Below are 22,559 nucleotides of genomic sequence, written 5' to 3' on the forward strand. Positions count from 1 at the left end.
CTGTTTTCAGACCACGTACCGGCAGAGCCGAGCGTCCAGCGCTCGGCTCTTTTCTTTTGCGCATGCGCGGACATGCCGCCCCCGCGGGGTGCCGCGGCACAGGCCCCCAAAAGCAGAACGGGCGCCCAAGGGCGCCCGCTTCCGTGTCCGTGTTCCGCTCTCCTCAGGCGAGGGTGCGGGTAACTTCTTCGCGCTCGAAGATCTCGATGACGTCGCCTTCGCGCACATCGTCGTAAGCTTCGAAGGCCATGCCGCATTCCTGGCCCGACTGGACCTCGGAGACCTCGTCCTTGAAGCGCTTCAGCGTCTTCAGCGTGCCTTCGTGGATCACCACGTTGTCGCGCAGCAGGCGGACGCCTGCAGAGCGGCGGGCGATGCCCTCAGTGACCAGACAGCCGGCGACCTTGCCGATGCCCGTGACCTTGAAGACCTGGCGGATCTCCGCGTAGCCGATGAAGTTCTCGCGGATTTCGTTCGACAGCAGGCCGGAAGCCGCCGCCTTCACGTCGTCCACGAGGTCGTAGATCACCGAGTAGTAGCGGATCTCCACGCCCTTCTGGTTCGCAGCATTCCGCGCCGGTGCGTTGGCACGGACGTTGAAGCCGAAGACCGGCGCACCGGAGGCTTCCGCCAGGCCGATATCCGATTCGGTGATCGCGCCGACGCCCGAATGCAGCACGCGCACGCGGACTTCGTCGTTGCCGATCTTCTCCATCGCCTGGACGATCGCCTCGGCAGACCCCTGCACGTCGGCCTTCACCAGGATCGGCAGCTCGGCCACGTTCTCGTCCGCCTTGGCTTTCGCCATCAGCTGCTCGAGCGTGGTCGCGGCACCGGCTGCGGCGCGCTTGTCCTTCGCCGCCTGCTCGCGGTAGTCGGCGATCTCGCGGGCCTGCGCCTCGGTCTCGACGACGTTCAGCACGTCGCCCGCTTCTGGCGTGCCGTTCAGGCCAAGGACCTCGACCGGCTCGGACGGACCTGCGGATTTGACCCGCTCGCCCTTGTCGTTGATCAGCGCGCGGACCTTGCCCCACTGTTCGCCGACGACGAAGATGTCGCCCTGCTTCAGCGTGCCGTTCTGCACCAGCACGGTCGCGACCGGACCGCGTCCGACATCCAGCTGCGCCTCGATCACGGCACCGTTGGCCGCCCGGTCGGGGTTGGCCTTCAGTTCCAGGATCTCGGACTGCAGCGCGATCGCGTCGAGCAGCTCGTCCAGGCCCAGGCCGTTCTTGGCCGAGACTTCGACGTCCTGCACGTCGCCCGACATGGCCTCGACGACCACCTCGTGCTGCAGCAGGTCGGTCCGCACCTTCATCGGGTCGGCATCCGGCTTGTCGATCTTGTTGATCGCCACGATCATCGGCACGCCCGCTGCCTTGGCATGGGCGATGGCCTCGACCGTCTGCGGCATGACCGCGTCATCCGCCGCGACGACCAGAACCACGATATCCGTCACCTGCGCGCCACGGGCCCGCATCGAGGTGAAGGCCGCGTGGCCGGGCGTATCGAGGAAGGTGATCAGCTGGCCGCCATCGGTCTTCACCTGATAGGCGCCGATGTGCTGCGTGATCCCGCCGGCCTCGCCCGCCACGACCTTCGCGTTGCGGATCGCATCGAGCAGCGAGGTCTTGCCGTGGTCGACGTGGCCCATGATGGTCACGACCGGCGCACGCGGCTGCAGGTCTTCTTCCTTGTCGTCGACCGTGTGGATCACGTCCTCGACATCCGAATCGGAAACGCGGACCACCTTGTGGCCGAATTCCTCGATCAGCAGCTCCGCGGTATCCGCATCGATCGACTGGTTCTGCGTCGCCATGATGCCGTTCTGCATCAGCGCCTTGACCACGTCGGCCACGCGTTCCGCCATGCGGTTCGCCAGCTCTTGGACCACGATGGTCTCGGGCAGCTGGACGTCGCGCACGATCTTCTCGCGGCTGTCGCCCATGCCGACCTGCTTGCGGCGCTCGCGTTCCTGCTTGCGGCGCATCGCGGCCAGCGACCGGCCGCGGTTCTCGCCGCCGCCGTTCAGGGCCTGGTTGACCGTCAGCTTGCCGGAGCGGCGGTTGTCGTCGCGGCCACGCTTCTTGCCGGCATTGTCACGATCGCCGTCGGACTTGCCCTTGCGCGGCGTCGGAACGCCCGACTTGGTCGGGGTTGCCCGCTCGGAGCGCGCTTCGGCAGGTGCAGCCTCGGCAGCAGCGGCAGGCGCGGCCTTTTCGGCGCGGCGCGCTGCAGCAGCGTCTTCCTTGGCTTTCTTCGCGGCTTCTTCGGCCTCGCGCTTCTTGCGCGCGTCCTCTTCCGCCTTGGCCTTCAGCGCTTCCTCGCGCTCGCGCTCTTCGCGCTCCTTGGCCTCGATTTCCGCCCGGCGGCGCTCGCGCTCATCCGCGCGGCGCTTTTCTTCCTCGGCGCGCTCGCGCGCGTCATCGGCCTCGCGGGCCTTTGCGGCCTGCAGGGCCCGCAGGCGGCGCTCCATCTCCGCATCGGAGATCCCGGCAGGACGTCGGGACGGGTCGCCACCGGCGGCTCCGCCACCGGACTTGCTGCCCCCGGGCTTCGGGACCACCACGCGCTTGCGCTTGGTTTCGACCACGACATTCTTCGTCCGGCCGTGGCTGAAGCTCTGCTTCACCTGACCCGAACGAGGACCTCCACCGCGGACACCCAGAGTTTTCTTACCGTCGCTATCGCTCATAAAGCCGATCAATCCTTCCCGGGGGCCGAATTGCCCCCGTCCTGCGGGCGCAGACCCGCCAAACGTGACGCTTCCTCTACAACACGGCGGGCGAGTCCACCAGCGGCAAGCGCACCGTGCACGACATTTTCCCGGCCAAACGCCAGACCAAGCTCCGCACCCGAAAGCACGGTTATCAAGGTCTCCGGACCGCCAGGCGGCCGGAGCTTCGATTTCCCCCGCTCCGAGCCGTCGCAAGCCTGGAGCAGCAACACGGCCTCGCCGTTATCCAGCCAGGCCTTGACCTTTTCGTAGCCGGCGACCGCCCCGCCCGCCTTGCGCGCGAGCGCCACCAGCGTGACCAGACGGTTGGCAAGGCTGGCCTCGATCAGGTCGGCCAAGCCTTCGGGCGGGTGCACCTGCCGCTTCGCGGCGCGGCTGAACAGCTTTTTCTTCGCCGCCAGCTCGATCGCCGCCCTGTCGGAGGCGACCCACATGCCCCGTCCCGGCAGTTTCTCCGCCAGGTCCGGCACCACCTCGTCGCCGGGACCGACGACGAAGCGGATGAGTCCCGTCTTGGGTCCGGTTTCCCCCGTTGCCAGGCAACGGCGCTCCGGACCGTCCTTCTCGACCTTTGCTCCGCCCCGGCTCATGGCTGCTGCCTCCGGGCCCGCGCTCAGGCCTCGTCCTCCTCGGCGACCTCGGCCTCGTCGGCCAGCTCATCCTCGGCATCGTCCTCTTCCGCGGCTTCCAGCTCGGCCGGATCGACCCAGCCCAGCTGCACGCGGGCGTTCATCACCAGGGACTGTGCTTCCTCGAGGCTGACTTCGTAGGGCTCGAGAAGCCCCTCGTCCTTGACGCGCTTGCCGTCCACCGTGGTCCAGCCGCCGGCAAGTTCCCAATCGGCGCAGGTGGCGAAATCCTCGAGGGACTTCACGCCGTCCTTTGCCAATGCCTCGATCATCTGGGGTGTCAGGCCCTCGAAGTCAACCAGGCTGTCCTCCACGCCGAGTGCCCGGGCGTTTTCCAGCGCCTTGCGGTTGAGCTCCTCGATATGGTCGCGGGCCCGTGCCTGCAGCTCCTCGGCGGTGCTTTCGTCGACCCCGTCGATCACCAGAAGCTCGTCGAGATCGACATAGGCGACCTCCTCGAGATTGGTGAAGCCTTCCGAGACCAGCAGCTGGGCGAAGAACTCGTCCACATCCAGCGTGTCCATGAACAGCTTGGTGCGCACGGCGAACTCGGCCTGGCGGCGCTCGCTCTCCTGGCTTTCGGTCATGATGTCGATGTCGAGACCGGTCAGCTGGCTGGCGAGGCGCACGTTCTGGCCGCGGCGGCCGATGGCCAGGCTCAGCTGGTCATCCGGCACGACGACCTCGATGCGCTCGGCCTCTTCGTCGAGCACCACTTTCGACACTTCGGCCGGCTGCAGCGCGTTGACGAGGAAGGTCGGCTGGTCCTCGTTCCACGGAATGATGTCGATCTTCTCGCCCTGCAGCTCGTTCACCACGGCCTGCACGCGCGAGCCGCGCATGCCGACGCAGGCGCCGACCGGGTCGATCGAGCTGTCATAGGAAATGACCGCGATCTTGGCGCGGGATCCCGGATCGCGGGCCACGGCCTTGATCTCGATGATGCCGTCATAGATTTCCGGCACTTCCATCTTGAACAGCTCGGCCATGAATTCCGGCGCGGTGCGGCTGAGGAAGATCTGCGGGCCGCGCGGCTCGCGGCGCACGTCCTTGATGAAGACGCGGATGCGGTCGTTCGGGCGGTAGCTTTCGCGGCCGATCTTCTCGTTGCGGCGCAGCACGGCTTCGCCGCGGCCGATATCGACGATGATGTTGCCGTATTCCTCGCGGCGGACGATGCCATTGATGATCGTGCCCGCGCGGTCCTTGAATTCGTCGTACTGGCGGTCGCGCTCGGCCTCGCGGACCTTCTGCAGGATGACCTGCTTCGCGGATTGCGCGGCGATCCGGCCCAGCTCGACCGGGGGAACCTCGTCGACGATCTCGTCGCCGACCTGCGGATCGGCCTTGTACTGCTTCGCCTGCGCGACGGTCAGTTCGGCCTGGTAGTTCTCCAGCTCCTCGTCTTCGACCACCGTGCGGACACGGGTGAAGGTCGCGACGCCGGTGCGGCGGTCGATGGCCACGCGGATGTCCATTTCCGAGCCGTAGCGCGACTTGGCGGCGCGCGCGAGGCTCTCTTCCATGGCCTCGATCACGAGATCCGGATCGATCATCTTCTCGCGGGCCACCGCCTCGGCGGTCTGGAGAAGCTCCAGCTGGTTCGCTGCAGTAATCGCCATGGGGATCAGTCCTCCTCGGTCACGGCTGCCGGATCGCCGGCATTGTCGGTGACGATCTCGTCGAATTCGTCTTCGTTGACGATGCCCGCCGCTTTGCGCTGGCGCAGCATCTCTGTGATCAGGTCGTCGGTCAGCACCAGCTTGGCATCGCTGAGCCAGTCGAATTTCAGGCCGATCGTGACCGGCTCGCTCCCCGAAGATTGCGGCGGAAGCGTCAGCAGGACCTCGTCCTCTTCGACACCTGCCAGCTCGCCGCGGAAGCGGCGGCGGCCGTCGATCAGCTCGGTTGTCTCGATCTTGACCTCGTAGCCCGCCCAAGCATCGAAATCCTTCAGCCGGGTCAGCGGCCGGTCGATGCCGGGGCTGGACACTTCGAGCGTATAAGCCTCTTCCAGCGGGTCCTCGACATCGAGCGCCGCGGAAACCGCCGTGGAAATCTTCGCGCAGTCATCGACCTCGATCCCGCCCTCGGGACGATCGGCCATGATCTGCAGCGTATGCGTCTTGCCCCCCATCAGGCGGATTCGGACAAGCTCGTAGCCGAGATCGGCAATCACCGGCTCGACAATCTCCGCCATCCGGCGGTCGATAGGGGCTTTCGCGATCAGATCCGACACGACAGGACTCCAAGGGGTTTCAAGAAGCACAAAAAAACGGGCCAGCGGCCCGTTGCGAATTTCGGTGGAACGCTGACCGGTTGAGAACAGCGCGCCGCTGGCGGAGCTATTACTTGTTTGCGGCCCCCGACGCAAGCTGATTCTGCCTTGCGCCGCAGCCCGGCGGCGCGGTCAGAAGTCCTCCCAGCCGCCATCGTCATATCCGACGGACGGCGAGGCCGGAGCCGGCGCATTGACCGCGGCCCGCTGCTCCGGCTCGGCCGCAGCCTGCCGCGGCGGCGCGGGAGCGGCAGGAAGGCCCGACCCGGCCGACCTCGGGACGATGGACCACCCGCCGCCGAGTCGGGCTTGGCGCGGGCTGGCCTGCCTGGCATGGGACATGGCGTCCGGGCCGGCCTCCTCCGGCCCGGGAGACGGAACTCGCCGGATCGATGCGGACCCGCTCCGCGCTACTGCATCCGCCGCCGGAAGACGGCAGGCGTCTCGCCGAAGGCGGCGGAGAACATCCGTGTCAGATGCGCCTGGTCGGCGAACCCGCAATCCGCCGCCACCGCCTTGATCGGCAAGGCGCTGCACGCCAGAAGCCGCTTTGCCCGTTGCAGCCGCCGCGCGGTGACGAACGCATAGGGCGGCCGCCCGAAGCTGCGCCGGAATGCCCGCGAGAACCGGCAGGGCGCCATGCCCAGCACGGCCGCCATCGCCGCCAGATCCAGAGCCGCGCCCAGGTTCTCCTCGATGAACTCGCAGATCCCGCGCTCCTGCACGGCCGACAGCGCTCCCTCGCGGCGCAGCCCCGGCATCTTCACCGACGCATAGCGGCGCAGCAGGTGGACAATCAGCCCGCGCGCCACCGCATCGACATAGAGCGCGCCGCCGAGGCCCTCGCTCTGCGCCTCGGCGGCGATCGCCTCCATCGCATGGGCCATCACCGGATCGTCGGCGCGCAGCACGTCGTCCAGCGTCACCTGCGAGACCGCGCAGTCCATCGCCTCGCTCGCCACCTCGGCCACCAGATCGCCGGACAGATAGACATGGGCGACGTCGATCGGTTCGTCCCAGGTCCAGTGCGCCCGCTGCGCCCGGGTCAGCAGCGACACCGCCCCGGGTCCCAGCGTGTCGCGGGTCCACCGCGTGCCGAAGCGGCGCTGCATCGGGGTCACGCCGCTGCGGTAGCCGACCAGCGTGAAATCCCGCATCGCCGGCACGATCACGTCCTGGCTGCGGTAATGGTAGGACCGCAGCGCCACGTTCTTCCAGCCCAGCCCGTCGCTGGCCAGCAGGACCTTGCCCGGCACGAAATCCGGCAGGTCCGGATAGGCGATCAGGTCGCTCATTGTTTTCTCCTCCCTGAACGGCAGGAGGCGGGTCCAGCTGCCGCCCCCGCCACCTGCCCTGTCGCACGGGCCGGCGCGCTCAGGCGGCGCGGGCGGCCTGCATCGCCCGGTAGACGGCGGATTCGAACTCGAGATAGCCGGTAAAGGAGACCGGATCGCCGAAGGGCAGGATCTGCGTCGCCCAGTAGCCGCCGAAACCGCCCGCCCGGTCGATCCAGTAGAAGCAGTTCGCCAGCCCCGCCCAGCCGATCGCGCCCGCCGGACGGCCGGTCGGGGCAGTCTCGGAATTGACCATGAAGGTGTAGCTCCAGTCCTTCGCCGTGCCGGGGAACATCTCGGCATCGTTCGACAGCGACGGGATCACGCCGGGCAGCATGGTGACCTTCTGCGGCGGCACCAGCGCGCCCTTCACCGCCCAGTCGACCGTCTCGGGGCGCAGCACGCGGCCCTTCGGCCCCGCCCCGTCATTCAGCCACATGCGGATGAATTTCATGTATTCCGGGATTGTGGCGTAGAGCCCGTGGCCGCCCATCTCCACCTCGGGGTTGTCCGGCAGCGCGAAGCCGTCCATCGGCTCGAGCCCGCCATCCCCGCCGCGGGCATGGATCGTCGCAGTGCGCGCCTTCATGGCATCGCTGCGGGTGAAGGCGATCTCGTCCATGCCCAGCGGATCGAAGACCCGCTCCCGCATCACCTGGCCCAGCGACTTGCCGCGGATGCCTTCGACGACCTGCCCGACCCAGTCGATATTGGTGCCGTATTCCCAGCGCTCGCCCGGATCGAACAAGAGCGGCGTCTCGATCGCGGCGCGGGTGCCGGTGACCACCGAGGGCTGGCCATGCTCTTCGGCGAGCCGCTTGTAGGTCTCGCTGAAGAAATCATAGCCGAAGCCGCCGGTATGCAGCATCAGCTGCCGCGTGGTGACATCCGATTTCGGCGCGCGCAGCCGCGGATGGCCATCGGCATCGAAGCCCTCGATCACCTGCAGCTTGCCGATCTCCGGGGCATAGTCCTTCGCGGGCGCGTCGAGATCCAGGAGCCCCTCCTCCACGCATTGCAGCGCCGTGGTTCCGGCGATGGCCTTGGTGGTGGAGAAGATCGCGAAGACGGTGTCGAGCGCCATCGGGTCTCCGCCGAGCCGCTGCTCCCCGGCCGCGCCCGCATAGATGTCGCCGCGCCGGTCGGTGACCATCGCGACCACGCCCGGCACGCGCGGGCTGCCTGCCGTCACGCCCCCGAGAATGGCGTCGAGCGCCTGTGTCATATCCGTCATGTCGTCCTCCCTTGGTCTTTCCCTTGTCTTTTCGGAGAAGGCTAGCGCGGGCCGCAGATCCGGTCTGTCCGCGAGCGGCAGCGCCTGTCCGCAACCGGAAGCAAACATCCGCCAGCGGCACGGGGCTGCGCCAGGACCGGACCGGCCGCGGCGGCAGGGGCACGGTGCAGCGTTTCGGCGGACGGTCCCCGGCCGGAAGAGCGCTGCCCGTGGGCCCGCCCCGCCGGATCTTCCCCGGCCGCCCTTCCGCGCGACGGTCAAAGGCTGGCCCGGCTATCCCTCCGGCATGCCAGCATTCATGTCCGCCCCCCCCGGGACGGATTCCCGCATGTCCGGCGGCAGCCTAGTCACCTGGAACTAAAGTTTGCATCATTATTCTGCCTGATGCTGGAGGATGTGATGGGTGGCCGTGTTGCTGTTCCAATTGATCTCAGCGACGAGGAACGCTCATTCCTCGAAGCCCAGCTTCGCAGGCAAAAGGCGGCCCGATCACTTTCGGACCGCTGCCGCATCGTCCCGCGATGCGCCGAAGGGATGTCCAACAAGGAGATCGCCGTCTCACCCGGCCACAGCCAGCACACGGTGGGCAAATGGCGCCGCCGCTTTGCGGAGCAGAGGCTCGAGGGGCTTTCCGGTGAATGCCGTGAAGGCCGTCCGCGCACGGTCTCGGACGAACAGGTGGCGGAGGTCATCAAAAGGACGCTGGAAAGCACGCCCCGGGACGCGACGCACTGGTCGATCCGGTCGATGGCTGCGCAGACCGGGCTGTCGCACACCACGGTCCGCCGGATCTGGAACGCGTTCGGCCTGCAGCCGCATCGCTGCGAGACCTTCAAGCTCTCCACCGATCCGCTGTTCGTCGACAAGGTCCATGACGTCGTCGCGCTCTACATGCCGCCGCCAACCCGGGCCATCGTGTTGTGCGCTGACGGGAAATCCCGGATCCAGGCTCTGGATCGCGGACAGCCGGTGCTGCCCGTGGCGCCGGGCGTGGCGGAGCGGCGGCCCCATGCCTGCGCCCGCAACGGCACGACCTCCCTGTTCGCCGCGCTGGACGTGGCCACTGGTGCCGTGATCGGCAAATGCTGCAAGCGCCATCGTGCGAGGAATTCCTGGATTTCCTCAAGGAGCTCGACCGGCGGATGCCCGAAGGGCAGGACGTGCATCTGGCCATGGATACCTACGCCACGCACAAGACGCCGCGGGCAAAGGCGTGGCTGGCCCGCCGTCCGCATTGGCACGTGCATTTCACCCCGACCTCGGCCAGCTGGCTGAACCAGGTGGAAAGGTGGTTTGCCGAGCTGACCCGCAAGCAGATCCAGCGTGGCGTACATCGCTCGGTTGCCGAACTCGAGGCTGACATCATCGCCTTCATCGAAGCCCGCAACGAGGAACCCAGGCCCTATCGCTGGCACAAGTCCGCAAACGGAATTCTCGCCCCAGTGAAGCGCTTCTGCCAAAAGACCCTATGTCAGGGACTTTAGATTCAGGTGACTAGCGCCCAGGCGCATTGTTGCAGACGTCGGTTTCCGGACGTGATGCCCCTTTCCCCAGCTGAGGCCAGGCCACGCGCTCGATCGCGGCGGTGCCGAGGGCGTCGAAGCGCTTCAAGACTGGGCGGCAAGCATCCTCGGTCCGAGCGCAGCCGCGAATGGCGCGAATGCGGATTTCGGCTGTCCGGCCGCCGGGGCCTCGGAGCGATCCATTCGCCGAAGGCTATCAAGCACCGCATACCGGCCCCGATCCGGCTGCGGACATGGTCGCCCGGCCATCGCTTGCAAAGCGAGCCGGAACCGTGGCGCCAGTGGCGCCGCGCAAGTCCGGCGAACGCGGCCGAGGCGCCGGGTTGCCCGCAGGACGTCGCAGCGGGCCAAGAAGGCCGAAGCGGCACCTGCACGTGTCGAAGGCATCGCCAGCGGTGCCCGGAGTTGCCCATCGCAGCGCCGGCAGTCCGGGCCCGATGGACAACGGCGCATCCGCTGGCAACTCGCCGGCGACGGTGCCGATCTCCTCGCCCCCCGCGATCAGGTCCAGGCGTCGGGGCATGACAGGGCAGTCACCCTCGCGGCTGGACGTGACTTTCACTGCCCGGATGCCGCCGGGGGCCGTGTCCATCGCCGGATGGACCTCGCGGTACTGGCGGCGGCGGGACCGCGCGTCCCGGCCAGCCATTCATTCATCGGGCTTTCGCGGCGAAAGGGTGCCGAAGTCCGGCACGGGCCAGCCCAGCCCGGACAGGTCGAGCAGGCGCGCCATAAAGCCGTTCGCCAACGGCACGAACCGCTGGCGCCTCGCCGCATCACCCTGGCGGAAAGGCTGCCCGGGAAGGACCTTGAGGGTCAGCCGCGCCGCTTCTGCGCGTTCGCCGTTGCGCTCGCATCAAGGACGCGGCAACGGACCACTACGGAACGTCAAGTTCGCCTCGCGGTCGCAAGCAGGTACGGACTGCGTCATGGCAGGGTCTCAACCCACGGGATCCACGGCTGACTCCCGATCCTCGGAGCGTCGGCAACAAGGCCGCGCCAAGGGCATGCACCGGACGCCCTTGGCGCGGCCTCCGAGGGCGCGGCTGCGGGAGGAACGGGCGCATAGGCGCCTAGCGGGCGCGGGCGCGGGTATGCGATGGCAGCTCGCCGAAGCGCGCGCGGTCTGCTCATGCCGCACGGCTAGCATGCTGGATTCACAAGATGAATCCCTCTAGATTTGCGCAACAACGCCTGGTCCATCGAACCAAGTTCCGGTCGCGCCGCGAGGCCAAAGCGGCCCTGTTCGGGTACATCGCCATTTTCTGGAACCGGCGGCGACGCCATTCGAGCATCGGCTACCGGACGCCCGAACAGGCGAGGGCCGACATGACCGCCGCGATGGCTGCATAGTGAATATCGCCCCAGTCCAGGAGCCGGGGGCCATGAGCAGACCGGCGAAGACCAATTACAAGAGCATCAAGTGGCATGGCTAGCGAGCCGCTGAAGCAGCACGGCATGCTGACCGTGCGGTTCGATCCCTCGGTGCAACGGGACGCGGCGCCGTCCGGGCGTCGCGGCCGCCAGCAGGCGGACTGCGGCAAGGAGGATCAGGAATTGATCCGGGGGATCAATTCCCCCGACGAATGCGATCCGGGCCTGCCTGACCCTCAAGATCCTGCTCGGGCTGCCGCTCCGGAAAGCTGCCGGGTACGTGGCGCGCCTGCTGGAGCTGTCCGGGCTCGGCTGGGCCGTTCCGGACTTCAGCACCCTGTCCCGGCGGCAGAGCGAGACGGGACCGTGGCGCCGCGAAAGCCCGTCGAACCTTGGACGTCACCATCCCAGATCGCGGCTCCAAGGGGACGCTTCACCTGCGCGTCCCCTCCCGGGCAGCGGACAACACGGGCATCAAGGTGGAAGGCGAAGGGTGCGGAGCGTCGGTGGCCCCGCCGTGGCCGCGAAAGCGCGCAGCACGGCCCGCGCGCAAGCATGGCGGCTCGAAACGAAAGGCTCGCCGTCGCCATCGTTGCTCGGACCAATGGCGGCGCGATGCCTCACCGTCGACCGCCAGGTCGCCGAGGTCCAGGTCCGGGTGGCGATCCTGAACCGCTTCACGGCCCTTGGAATCCCGGTCACCGCGGCCGCAGGATAAGTGTGCCCAGGGAAAGGGGAACTGCGGTCATCAGCTGATTCACGCAACAGCGCCCAGTCATTGGCGCCGATTTCCCGGGCGATGTCTGCGGGAGGCAGGCTGTCGTCCAGCATCCTTCGGGCAGCCTCGCGTTTCAGCTCCGGCGGCCAGATGTTGCAGCCGCCCTTGCTGCGCGTCACGGTGAAGCCCCGGACTGTTTTGCCCGTCGCTTGCGTCGTCCTGTTCCATGCCTGGGACCGGGCGGATCGCCACCGCCGCATGGCGACCGCCACACCGCAGCCCGGCAACGCCGGATCTTGAAGCAATGCCGAAAGGCGCCAACTTCGGATCCGGGGAACGGAGGCACCGCTTATTTTCTCTCTCCACAACAGTGCCTAGAAGAGCCCCATGCGCATGAACAGGCCGCACCATATCTTCGAGAAAAGCGAAGAAAGCCACCAGGCCAGCATCTGGATTCGCAACAGCTGATTGAACGACATTGTCCGGAAACGGCCCGTCGATGCCGGGACATGCCGCGGTGAACTCCGGATCGGGCATTATGAGCGCCTCTTGCCGATGATCTCGCGGACGCTCGCACGGCCGCACTCCGAGTGCCTCGCCTTCAACGTCCCGCAGGCTCTGGAGGCAGCGGTGGCAAGCCCATGCGGCATGACCGGTGACGCTCCGCCGGACGCGGAAGCTTCTGATCCGGGACAGGTCTCCGCGGTCCGGCTTGAAACCGGGCGGCCGCCGCCTCGTGCAACCGGCAGCGTGGAAGTGCTCCCGGCACACGGCGCGGGGACCGCCGGACAATGCCGCGCGCCAGGAGGTCAGCCGCGCTGCATCCGGTTCTCGATCAGGTCATCCACCACCGAAGGATCGGCCAGGGTCGAGGTGTCGCCAAGCGCGCCATAGTCGTTTTCCGCGATCTTGCGCAGGATCCGGCGCATGATCTTCCCCGACCGGGTCTTGGGAAGGCCGGGGGCCCACTGGATCAGGTCGGGTTTCGCGATCGGTCCGATCTCGGTGCGGACCCAGGCCTCCAGTTCCCTGCGGAGCGCGTCAGACGGCTCCTGGCCGGTCATCAGGGTGACATAGGCATAGATGCCCTGGCCCTTCACGCTGTGGGGGTAGCCGACCACGGCGGCCTCGGCGACCTTGGCATGGGCGACGAGCGCCGACTCGACCTCGGCCGTGCCCATGCGGTGGCCGGAGACGTTGATGACGTCATCCACCCGCCCGGTGATCCAGTAGTAGCCATCGGCGTCGCGGCGGCAGCCGTCCCCGGTGAAGTAGAAGCCCGCATAGTCGCTGAAATAGGTCTTCTCGAACCGCTCGTGATCGCCCCAGACGGTGCGCATCTGCCCGGGCCAGCTGTCGGCGATCGCCAGGACGCCTTCGCATCGGGGCTCCGCGATGACCGTGCCGTCGGCGGGGTCCAGCACGACGGGCTGCACGCCGAAGAAGGGCGTGGTGGCCGATCCGGGCTTCGTCGGCGTGGCACCGGGCAGCGGGGTGATCATGTGGCCGCCGGTTTCCGTCTGCCACCAGGTGTCGACGATGGGCAGCTTTCCCTTGCCGATCCTGCCGTGGTACCAGTCCCAGGCCGCGGGGTTGATCGGTTCGCCAACGGTGCCCAGCACCTTCAGCGCCGACAGGTCGATCCCCTCCACGAAGGCATCGCCTTGCCCCATCAGGGCGCGGATGGCCGTGGGGGCGGTGTAGAACTGGGTCACGCCATGCTTTTCGCAGACCCGCCAGAACCGGCTCGCATCGGGCCAGGTGGGCACCCCTTCGAACATCAGCGTGGTGCCGCCATTGGCCAGGGGGCCGTAGACGATGTAGCTGTGGCCGGTGACCCAGCCCACATCGGCCGAACACCAGAAGATGTCGCCTTCGTGGCAATCGAAGGTCAGTTGCTGGGTCATGGCGGCATAGAGCAGATACCCGCCGGAGCTGTGGACCACGCCCTTGGGCTTGCCGGTGGAGCCGGAGGTGTAGAGGATGAACAGCGGATCCTCGGCGTTCATCGGGCGGATGGGGCAATCGGGGGCGACCTGCTCCATCATCGCCTTCACGTCAACGTCGCGATCCTCGATCCAGCTGGTCTGGTCGCCGGTGTGCTTCACCACCAGGCAGCGGACCTTGTCCGAACAATGCAGCAGGGCGGCATCGGCGTTGGACTTCAGCGGCGTGCGGCGGCCGCCGCGCGGCGCGGTGTCGGCGGTGACCACGACCTTGGCCTGGCAGTCGTTGATCCGGTTGGCCAGCGCATCGGGAGAGAACCCGGCAAAGACCACGGAATGGATCGCCCCGATCCGTGCACAGGCCAGCATGGCGATCGCCGCCTCGGGGATCATCGGCATGTAGATCACGACGCGGTCGCCGCGCATCACGCCTTGGGCCAGCAGCACATTGGCCATCCGGCAGACCTTTCCGTGCAGCTCGCTATAGGAAATGTGCTGTGCCGGATCCTCGGGGTTGTCGGGTTCGAAGATGATCGCGGTCTGGCTGCCGCGGGTGCGCAGATGCCGGTCGATGCAGTTCTGGGCGACGTTGATCACGCCATCCTCGAACCACTTGATCTTCACCTGGCCGAGGGTGAAATCGGTGTCCTTGACCTTGGTGAAGGGTTCGATCCAGTCCAGCCTCCTGCGCGCTTCCTCTCCCCAGAACGCCTCGGGCGCCTCTACTGAGGCCTTGTACATCGCGGCGTAGCCCTTCGCATCGACATGGGCATTGGCCGCGAATTCATCTTCTGGCGGGTATATCCTGGCGGTCATCACAAGCTCCTCCTCCCGTGATCGCAGTGCTCCGAGCCTAGGTCTTCCGCAGGGGAAGTGGCAAGCGGGCCGCACCTCGCCAGCCGGCGGCCTCCGCCGGCACGGACCGGACTGGGGCACACCCGTTCCGGCCGGGTCCGGCAAGGCTCCGGTCGCCTTTGCACACTCGCCGGCAGGCGATCTTTCCCACGGGGTCCCGGACCTGGGCGATATTCGCCATGCGGCCACCATGGCAGCCATGCCGATCCTCGCTTGCTCCGGCGTGCGGCCTGCTATGCCCGGATCGCGATGCACTGGAGCGGGGCTGCCTTGGCGTCGCCGCGCGTCCTGTGCCTTCGAGCCGACCGCTCGGTCCGCTGGCGCGGCCCAGCTCGGACTCGCGGCAATCATCCTTTCCGTTCATCGAGGCCGCGGCTTTCCAAGGCGCCGGTGGCCGCCCGCGGACTGGACTCCGTGGTCCGAGTGACAGACGAGCCTCGGCGCCGACGGCAGGGTCTGCGGCACCCTGCGCATCGCCTCCATGGCCGATCTGCCGGGCAACCGCCCGGACATCGGCCGGGTGCCGACAGGCGAAGGCCGGCAATCGCCGGAAGCGGCCGGCGCTTTCCATCGGCGCCATGGTCTGCGCCGCCGCGGTGGCGGGCGAAGACCGCCTCCATCGCCGCGACCGCGTCGCCGCCATAGGCCTTGCGCAAGGGCTTGCGCAGCCAGTCCGGCAGGCGCGACGGCGGCAGCTGGTCCCAGCCCGGCACCAGCTCTTCGGAAGCGCGGCGCAGCACGGCATTGACGAGCCCGGCCATGTGGCGCGTCTTGGGATGGTTGCGCACCAGCGTCACCCAGCCGTTCACCACGCCATGCGCGGCGGCGCGGTCCTCGCAGAGTTCCACGACGGCCAGATGCAGCACCATGCGGATCCGCGCGGGCGGGGCCTTCTCCAGATAGGGTCCCAGCGCCTTGTCGATCCGCTGGGCGTGGCGCAGCGCCTGGGCGGCGAGCCGCTGCCCCGGCTGGCAGGCCGTGACGCTGGCGCGGCTGCTCGCCCATGCTGGCCGCACCCGGCCGCCCGTCCTGCACTGGCCCGGCGCGCCCGACGCCTTCGCCACCCTGATCGCCGATCTCTGAAGGAGCTTCCCATGGCCAATGACGATCTTGCCTTCCTTCCGCCCGGCGTCTCGCAAGCCGATTTCGCCGCCGCCCTCGCCGAATGGCGCAGCATCGCCGGCGCGGAATTCGTCTCCGCCGATCCCGACCGGCTGGCCTCCTATTCCAAGGTGATGCTGCCGGTGCCTGCCGCGCGCCACCGTCCGGCGGGCTTCGTGGCGCCCGCCTCGGTCGAGGAAGTGCAGGCGGTGGTGAAGGTGGCCGAGCGCTACGGCATCCCGCTCTGGACCATCTCCACCGGCAAGAACCTCGGCTATGGCGATGCCGCGCCCGCGACGCCCGGCCAGGTGGTGCTGGACCTCAAGCGGATGAACCGCATCCTCGAGGTCGATGAGACGCTGGGCTATGCGCTGGTCGAGCCGGGCGTGACCTATATGCAGCTCAAGCAGTATCTCGAGGCGAATTCCATCCCGCTCTGGATCAGCTTCCCCTCCTCGGGGCCGGTGGCCGGGCCGATGGGCAACACGCTCGACCGCGGCGTCGGCTACAACCGCTACGGCCAGCATTTCGAGAATTTCTGCGGCCTCGAGGTCGTGCTCGCCGACGGCTCGCTCTTGCGCACCGGCATGGGCGGGGTCGAGAACAGCCGCGAATGGAACGTCTATCGCTGGGGCTACGGGCCCTGGGTCGACGGCATCTTCAGCCAGTCGAATTTCGGCGTCGTCACCAAGATCGGCATCTGGCTGATGCCGAAGCCGCCGATGAGCCTCGGATTCCTCTGCGGCTGGAACGACGACGAGGGCATGGGCAAGGGCATCGACGTGGTGCGCCACCTGCACCTGAACAAGGTGATCGAGAACGCGGTGCTGGGCCATACCATGTACCATATCGCCCAGACCCGCCGCCGCGCCGACATCTATGACGGGCCGGGCGCGATCCCGCGCGCGCGCGTCAAGGAGATCTGCAACGAGATGGGGCTCGGCATCTGGGGGCACATCACCACGCTCTACGGCACCGAGGAGCAGATCGAGGTCAACCTGAAGATCGCCCGCGAGGCCTTCGCCGCCACCGGCGGCCAGTTCATGACCGAGCGCGATCCCGGCATCCGCGAGACCCCGTTCCATCACTGGAACCTCAACATGACCAACGAGCCGACCCTGACCGAATTCACCATCTACAACTACAAGGGCGGCGGCGGCTCGTCCTGGCTGGCGCCGGTGGTGCGCTGCGAGGGCTCGGAGGCGCTCAGGCAGTTCAACCTGATGCACGGCGTGCTCGACGAATACGGCTTCGACTATATCGGCGGCTTCCTGATCGGCGGGCGCCATGCCGAACAGCTGACCGACATCCTCTACGACCGCAACGACGCCGAGGAGATGGACCGCGCGCGGCGCTGCTATCTCGCGATGATCGAGGCGCTGCACGGCGCGGGCTACGGCATCTACCGCACCTCGACCACCTTCATGGACGACGTTGCCGAAACCTACGGGCCCGCGCAGCGCGCGCTGAACCGCCGGCTGAAGCTGGCGCTCGACCCGAAGGGCATCCTCGCCCCGGGCAAGTCCGGCATCACGGCCTGACACCGCGCCCGGCCCTTCCGCGGCCGGGCGCTTTCCGAAGGAGAACGACAATGAGCGACAGCTACATGGATTTCGACGGCAGTTCCGTCCTGATCACCGGCGCGGCCACCGGCATCGGCCGCGCCACGGCGCTGGCCTTCGCGGGCCGCGGCGCGCCCGGGGCCTCTCCGGTCCCAGCGCGGTGCTCGACGGCCCCGCGGGCTTCAAGGCGCTGGTCGGGACGTTCGACCTGGCCGGGGCCGACGCCCTGCGCAGCCGCCTGGCGCACACCCATCTCAAGGCCTATCCGGTCTGCTATCACGGCCAGTCGCCGGTCGATGCCGCAATGCAGCTCGCGGGCAGGGTGCCGCCGGAAGAGATCGCCCGCGTCCATGTCGAGACCCACGAGGTTGCCTTTGCCGCGATGGCGGGCGACCCCAGCCGCTGGGCGCCGCCCAACCGCGAGACCGCGGATCACAGCATCCCCTATGTCGTCGGGCATGTCCTGGCCACCGGCGGCCTGCCCCCCGAAGCCTATGCGCCGGACCGGCTCCGCGATCCCAGGCTCCTGGCCCTTCTCCGGCGCATCGAGGTCGCGCCGCGGGCGGAGTTCACCGCGGGCTATCCCGCCGAAGCCTGCGCCCGGATCACGCTGGAGACGCGCGGCGGTTCCTCGCCGCCCCGCTTCCGCCGCTTCCCGGCGCCCATGCCCGGTTCAGCCGCTTCCTGCTGCGGACCTCGCAGATCGCCGGAAGCTACTACACCGCCCGCGGCCGCCGCATGGCCATCGCCGCGCTGCTGCCGCGGATCGCCGCCGGGCGCTGCGGCTATGACCATGAAGCCGCACCCGGCGCCCCGGAGGCAGTCAAGGTCTTGATCCCTGCGTCACCTTTTGCGCATCATGCGGCAACAATAACGGCACGGACCCCCCGGGACGCCGACGCGCGTCCGGAAAAAGAGGTGGAGAGCACAGAATGGCTTGGACAGTGACCACGCGGGGCCTGCGCCTCGCCCTGCTCGTGGCCCTCGGCACGGCCATTGCAGGCTGCGGATTGCCGCGATCCGGACCGACCAAGTCCGAGGTGATCGACAGCTCGGTGCAGCGCAGCGGCTCGACCCATGTGGTGATGGCCAGCCGCGGCGTCGCCAAGGCCGCGAACTATGCGCCCTCCCTCGGTTTCTCGTCCAGCTTCCGCAGCACCGGCGTGGTCGGCTCCGACACGATCCGCGCGGGCGACACGCTGGGCTTGACGATCTGGGAAAATGTCGATCAGGGCATCCTCAGCGCCAGCGGCGCGCCGACCCCGCTGAACTCGGTGCAGGTCGACGGCGACGGCTACATCTTCGTGCCCTATGCCGGGCGGATGCGGGCCGCCGGCCTGACCCCGGAGCAGCTCAGGATGCAGATCACCGAGTCTCTGCAGGCCCAGACCCCCGATCCGCAGGTCATGGTGATGCGCCAGGCCGGCGACGGCGCGACGGTCTCGGTGGCGGGATCGGTCGGCTCGCAGGGCGTCTATCCGATCGAGCGCCCGACGCGGACGCTGAGCGCGATGCTCGCGCGCGCAGGCGGGCTGACCATCGAATCCGACGTCGCCCAGGTCACCATCCTGCGCAGCGGCCAGCGCGGCACGATCTGGTTCAACTCGCTCTTCGACACGCCGCAGAACGACATCGCGCTGCGCGGCGGCGACCGCATCCTGGTCGAAGCCGACCGGCGCTCCTACACCTCGCTCGGCGCCACCGGCGCGCAGACCCGGATCAATTTCAACAGCCAGGAGCTGACCGCGATGGAGGCGCTGGCCCAGGTCGGCGGCCTGCAGACCAACGCGGCCGACCCGACCGGCATCTTCGTTCTGCGCACCGAACCTGAATCCGTGGCCCGCGTGGTCACCGGCAACCCTGCGCTCTACGGCCCGCAGCAGGTCGCCTATGTGCTGAACCTGACCTCGGGCGAAGGCCTGTTCGTCGCCAAGGACTTCATGATCCGCAACGCTGACACGATCTATGTCACCGAAGCGCCTTGGACCCAGTTCAACAAGGCCCTGGCCACTTTCTTCGGCAGCCTGAACACCGTGGCTTCGAGCCAGCAGATCGCGGGAAGCTTCTGAACCCGGCCCGGCCGGGCCCGGCCTCGGGGCCCCTCGGCTGCCTCGGCTGGGGGCTCCTTGCCGCGCCGGGCATCCGGCGGATCCTCTTGCACAACGGCTACGACCTGCGCCCCGGACTGCCCAGAGCAGCCCGGGGCGTTGCCGTCTGGGGCCAGCGTCCCTCGTGGCGGCATTGACCTTGCCCATGCCGCCCGCTTGGCCGCGCACGTTCAGATCGCCGCCAGATGCCGTACCCCCCGAACCGCCGGATTGCTGGCCCGTGGTCGTGCCGGTCATGCCGAACCCGCCGCCGCCGCCGTTCGCGACCAGCGACAGCGCGCCGGAACTGGAGAATGTGCTGGCCCCGCCGTTGCCGCCCTGCACGTTTCCGGGGGCACCCTGCCCTCCCGCGCCGACCGCATAGCTGTAGGTCTGCCCGGGGACGTGGATATGGAACGCCCGGCTGTAGCCGCCGCCGCCGCCGCCGCCCGAGGCAGCGTCATCCGTGCCGTTGGGGCCATCCTGCCCGTCGACCCCGCCGCCCGGCTGCCACCCCGGCCTGGCCCCTCGCCCTGGCCGGATTCGCGCTGATGGGGCTCGGCTATGCGCCGCTCTACCCGCTGGCCTTCAGCCGCGCCGCCGCCGATCCGGATCTGGCCGCGGGACAGGCGATCGCCGCCGTGGCGACGCTGGGCTACGGATCGATCCTGATCGGCCCGACCTTCATCGGATTCGCCGCCGAGATCGTGTCGCTGCGCGCCGCCTTTCTCCTGGTCGCCGCCGCGGCATGTGTCGCCGCCCTGCTCGCACCGGTGCTGGAGCGCCGCGGAACCGCCCTGCCCGAGGGCATTTGACGGGCAATGCCCCCTCGCCGGCGCTGCCTTACGCAACGTTCCGCACTGCAGAAGAAAAAAGTTCGATTTTCCGCTTGCAGCCGTCAGCGCCACTGGCTAGAAGCCCCTCACTTCTTAGGACGCGGGTGTAGCTCAGGGGTAGAGCACAACCTTGCCAAGGTTGGGGTCGAGGGTTCGAATCCCTTCGCCCGCTCCAAAGAAGCGATGTTGCCGGATGCGGGTGTAGCTCAGGGGTAGAGCACAACCTTGCCAAGGTTGGGGTCGAGGGTTCGAATCCCTTCGCCCGCTCCAAAGAAGCGATGTTGCCGGATGCGGGTGTAGCTCAGGGGTAGAGCACAACCTTGCCAAGGTTGGGGTCGAGGGTTCGAATCCCTTCGCCCGCTCCAGCGACAATCTTCCCCCAAGACGAAAATGACGAAGACAGCGCAGCGCGCTGTCCCGCCGCCGCCTCAGGAACTGCCAGGCAGCAACCGCAGAACGGCATTGCGCAGGACCGGCTCCAGCGCGACCGGCATGCAGTCTTCGGTGAATTTTCCGTCGAGCTTCAGGAACGCGATTCCGTGGACCATGGTCCAGAGCGGAAGCCCAGCGGCGAAAACCTCGTCATCCACCTCCGCGCGGCCCATCCGCGCTGCCACATGGCATAGCAGATGCATGTGGCAGGCCTCGCCCGCCTCGCAGGTGCCGTCGGATTTCTGCTGCAATTCAGCAAACATAAGCCGGAACACCGCCGGATCCTCGACCGCGAAGTCGATATAGGCGAGGCCGATCCGCAGAATCGCCTCGGCGGAGCCCAGCTCCAGCCCATCCGTGACCATCCGGAACCGCTCGCCGAGCCGCTCCAGCCCGTCGCGCGCCACGGCATCGAGCATTTCCTCTCGGTCCTTGAAATGCCGGTAGGGCGCCGCCGAGGACACCCCGGCCTGGCGCGCCGCCTGCGCGACCGAGAACTGCGCCGCACCCTTCTCCGCCACCAACGCCCGCGAAGCCTCGACGAGCACCCGCTTCAGGTCGCCGTGGTGATAGGATTTGCGCTCTGCCATGCCGCCGTCCCGCTTTTTTGCGACGAAACAAAGTAAACTGTTTCGTTCAGATTGATGTTAGGGTATCTAACATCATGTAAGTGGCTCTAACATGGAATCGCGGACCGGTAAAGCGGGACGCGGCAGCCGGAGACCGTGACGATGGACCCGACCCCCGACCGCCCCTCCCAGCTGCGCCGTCTCGGCAGGCTCGCCGGAACCTGCGCCGTCGCCGCGCTGTCGCTCGGCGCGGTGGCGGCGGGAAGCCGGTCCGGGCGCCCGCTGCCGCGAACGCTCGCACGATCGCCCCGCCGATTCCCGAAGCGCCGCCCGAGACCAGGACCGAGCGGCCCGCCAGATTCGCCGCGCTCACAGCAGCCCCCGCCCGGCGAGGTTGCGCATCAGCGCCGCCGTGCCGAAGCTCCATTCCGGGCACTCGGTCGAGAGCCGCACGGTGTTCCTGAGCGCGCCGAGCTTCGGCTCGGTGATCGTCACAACATCGCCGGTCTTGTGGGTGAAGCCCTGGCCCGGCGCGTCGCGGTCCTGCACCGGCGCGAAGAGCGTGCCGAGAAACAGGAAGAACCCGTCGGGATACTGGTGGTGGCGCCCGATGGTCTGTGCCACCAGATCGGCGGGCTTCCGGCTGATCTTCGACATCGAGGACCGTCCGTCGAGCACGAAGCCGTCCTCGCCCTCGACCTTCAGCTCCAGCTCGGCAGTCTCGACATCGGCCATCGAAAAGCCCTCGTCGAAGAGCCGCAGGAACGGGCCGATCGAACAGGAGGCGTTGTTGTCCTTGGCCTTGCCGAGGAGCAGCGCCGAGCGGCCTTCGACATCGCGCAGGTTCACGTCATTGCCGAGCGTCGCGCCGAGGACGCGGCCGCGGCTCGACACCGCCAGCACGATCTCGGGCTCGGGGTTGTTCCAGGTGGAAACCGGATGCAGCCCGACATCGGCGCCCCAGCCCACCGCGCTCATCGGCTGCGCCTTGGAGAAGACCTCGGCGTCGGGGCCGATGCCGACCTCGAGATACTGCGACCAGAGCCCCTCGGCCTGCAGCACGCGCTTGACCTCCATGGCGGCGGGCGAGCCCGGCTCGATCCCCGACAGGCTGTCGCCGATCACCGCGCCGACCTTGGCGCGGATCTCCTGCGCGCGGTCGGCATTGCCGGCCGCCTGTTCCTCGATCACGCGTTCGACCATCGACTCGGCGAAGGTCACGCCGCAGGCCTTGACCGCCTGGAGATCGCAGGGCGCCAGCAGCCGCAGCCCGTCCGCCCCGGCCGCGCCCGAGACGCGGCGGGACGCGCGCGCCGGGGCGGTGGCCAGGGTACAGGGCCGCCG

General features: G+C 68.1%; 14 protein-coding genes, 3 tRNA genes and 4 pseudogenes. 10 read left to right on the forward strand and 11 right to left on the reverse strand.

Annotated features, from left to right (window positions below):
* Positions 1–163: 163 nt before the first annotated feature.
* The 6 genes from infB to C7T91_RS09480 all read right to left on the reverse strand — a co-directional run bounded on the left by infB (position 164) and on the right by C7T91_RS09480 (position 8,212).
* A complete protein-coding gene (gene infB / locus C7T91_RS09455; RefSeq protein ID WP_108259020.1) occupies positions 164–2,695 on the reverse strand; it encodes a translation initiation factor IF-2 in 2,532 nt (843 codons plus the stop codon).
* 8 nt (positions 2,696–2,703) lie between these two features.
* Positions 2,704–3,327, reverse strand: coding sequence for an RNA-binding protein (locus C7T91_RS09460; protein WP_108259021.1), 624 nt, complete (start codon positions 3,325–3,327; stop codon positions 2,704–2,706).
* Between the two features lie 23 nt (positions 3,328–3,350).
* Entirely contained in the window at positions 3,351–4,988 is a 1,638-nt protein-coding gene (nusA, locus tag C7T91_RS09465; protein ID WP_108259022.1) for a transcription termination factor NusA, read from the reverse strand.
* 5 nt (positions 4,989–4,993) lie between these two features.
* On the reverse strand, positions 4,994–5,605 hold the full coding sequence (rimP, locus tag C7T91_RS09470; RefSeq protein ID WP_108259023.1) for a ribosome maturation factor RimP: 612 nt from the start codon (positions 5,603–5,605) through the stop codon (positions 4,994–4,996).
* 449 nt (positions 5,606–6,054) lie between these two features.
* Positions 6,055–6,939: a helix-turn-helix domain-containing protein gene (locus C7T91_RS09475; RefSeq protein WP_108259024.1), complete on the reverse strand. Its 885-nt coding sequence runs from the start codon at positions 6,937–6,939 to the stop codon at positions 6,055–6,057.
* Between the two features lie 79 nt (positions 6,940–7,018).
* The gene (locus C7T91_RS09480; RefSeq protein WP_108259025.1) at positions 7,019–8,212 is read right to left on the reverse strand and encodes a serine hydrolase domain-containing protein; all 1,194 of its coding nucleotides are present in this window, start codon (positions 8,210–8,212) and stop codon (positions 7,019–7,021) included.
* Between the two features lie 399 nt (positions 8,213–8,611).
* Here C7T91_RS09480 and C7T91_RS09485 point away from each other — a divergent pair.
* The 3 genes and pseudogenes from C7T91_RS09485 to C7T91_RS09495 form a co-directional block, all read left to right on the forward strand.
* Positions 8,612–9,696 (forward strand): annotated as a pseudogene (locus C7T91_RS09485) (IS630 family transposase).
* Positions 9,697–10,899: 1,203 nt separating this feature from the next.
* The gene (locus C7T91_RS39305; RefSeq protein WP_108259026.1) at positions 10,900–11,088 is read left to right on the forward strand and encodes an IS3 family transposase; all 189 of its coding nucleotides are present in this window, start codon (positions 10,900–10,902) and stop codon (positions 11,086–11,088) included.
* 150 nt (positions 11,089–11,238) lie between these two features.
* Positions 11,239–11,827 (forward strand): annotated as a pseudogene (locus tag C7T91_RS09495) (transposase); the annotation flags it as partial.
* Positions 11,828–12,636: 809 nt separating this feature from the next.
* On the opposite strand, the gene acs reads toward C7T91_RS09495, so the two are convergent.
* Both acs and C7T91_RS09505 read right to left on the reverse strand, forming a co-directional pair.
* Positions 12,637–14,589, reverse strand: coding sequence for an acetate--CoA ligase (gene acs / locus C7T91_RS09500; RefSeq protein ID WP_108259027.1), 1,953 nt, complete (start codon positions 14,587–14,589; stop codon positions 12,637–12,639).
* Positions 14,590–14,975: 386 nt separating this feature from the next.
* Positions 14,976–15,692 carry a transcription antitermination factor NusB gene (locus C7T91_RS09505; RefSeq protein WP_161555829.1) on the reverse strand — a complete coding sequence of 239 codons (717 nt, stop codon included), beginning with the start codon at positions 15,690–15,692 and terminating at the stop codon, positions 14,976–14,978.
* Positions 15,693–15,722: 30 nt separating this feature from the next.
* On the opposite strand from C7T91_RS09505, the gene C7T91_RS09510 reads away from it, so the two are divergent.
* From C7T91_RS09510 to C7T91_RS09520, 3 genes are all read left to right on the forward strand, one after another.
* Positions 15,723–17,270 (forward strand): FAD-binding oxidoreductase, encoded by a 1,548-nt coding sequence (locus C7T91_RS09510; protein WP_108259028.1) that lies wholly within the window; start codon positions 15,723–15,725, stop codon positions 17,268–17,270.
* Between the two features lie 181 nt (positions 17,271–17,451).
* A complete protein-coding gene (locus tag C7T91_RS09515; protein ID WP_108259029.1) occupies positions 17,452–18,126 on the forward strand; it encodes an MmgE/PrpD family protein in 675 nt (224 codons plus the stop codon).
* Positions 18,127–18,223: 97 nt separating this feature from the next.
* The gene (locus tag C7T91_RS09520; protein WP_108259030.1) at positions 18,224–19,360 is read left to right on the forward strand and encodes a polysaccharide biosynthesis/export family protein; all 1,137 of its coding nucleotides are present in this window, start codon (positions 18,224–18,226) and stop codon (positions 19,358–19,360) included.
* Positions 19,361–19,369: 9 nt separating this feature from the next.
* On the opposite strand, the pseudogene C7T91_RS40370 reads toward C7T91_RS09520, so the two are convergent.
* A pseudogene (locus C7T91_RS40370) lies at positions 19,370–19,921 on the reverse strand (glycine-rich domain-containing protein); the annotation flags it as partial.
* Positions 19,922–19,929: 8 nt separating this feature from the next.
* On the opposite strand from C7T91_RS40370, the gene C7T91_RS09525 reads away from it, so the two are divergent.
* The 4 genes from C7T91_RS09525 to C7T91_RS09540 all read left to right on the forward strand — a co-directional run bounded on the left by C7T91_RS09525 (position 19,930) and on the right by C7T91_RS09540 (position 20,579).
* Positions 19,930–20,193 carry a hypothetical protein gene (locus C7T91_RS09525; protein ID WP_201742051.1) on the forward strand — a complete coding sequence of 88 codons (264 nt, stop codon included), beginning with the start codon at positions 19,930–19,932 and terminating at the stop codon, positions 20,191–20,193.
* 121 nt (positions 20,194–20,314) lie between these two features.
* Positions 20,315–20,389: transfer RNA gene (locus C7T91_RS09530), tRNA-Gly, on the forward strand.
* A 20-nt stretch (positions 20,390–20,409) separates the two neighbouring features.
* A tRNA-Gly gene (locus tag C7T91_RS09535) sits at positions 20,410–20,484 on the forward strand.
* Positions 20,485–20,504: 20 nt separating this feature from the next.
* Positions 20,505–20,579: transfer RNA gene (locus C7T91_RS09540), tRNA-Gly, on the forward strand.
* Between the two features lie 63 nt (positions 20,580–20,642).
* Here C7T91_RS09540 and C7T91_RS09545 read toward each other — a convergent pair.
* Both C7T91_RS09545 and C7T91_RS09555 read right to left on the reverse strand, forming a co-directional pair.
* Positions 20,643–21,236, reverse strand: a complete 594-nt coding sequence (locus C7T91_RS09545) for a TetR/AcrR family transcriptional regulator (protein WP_108259031.1) — start codon at positions 21,234–21,236, stop codon at positions 20,643–20,645.
* Positions 21,237–21,584: 348 nt separating this feature from the next.
* Positions 21,585–22,496, reverse strand: a pseudogene (locus tag C7T91_RS09555) (fumarylacetoacetate hydrolase family protein); the annotation flags it as partial.
* Between the last annotated feature and the right edge of the window lie 63 nt (positions 22,497–22,559).

It is taken from the genome of Mangrovicoccus ximenensis, from assembly GCF_003056725.1.
Taxonomy (GTDB): domain Bacteria; phylum Pseudomonadota; class Alphaproteobacteria; order Rhodobacterales; family Rhodobacteraceae; genus Mangrovicoccus; species Mangrovicoccus ximenensis.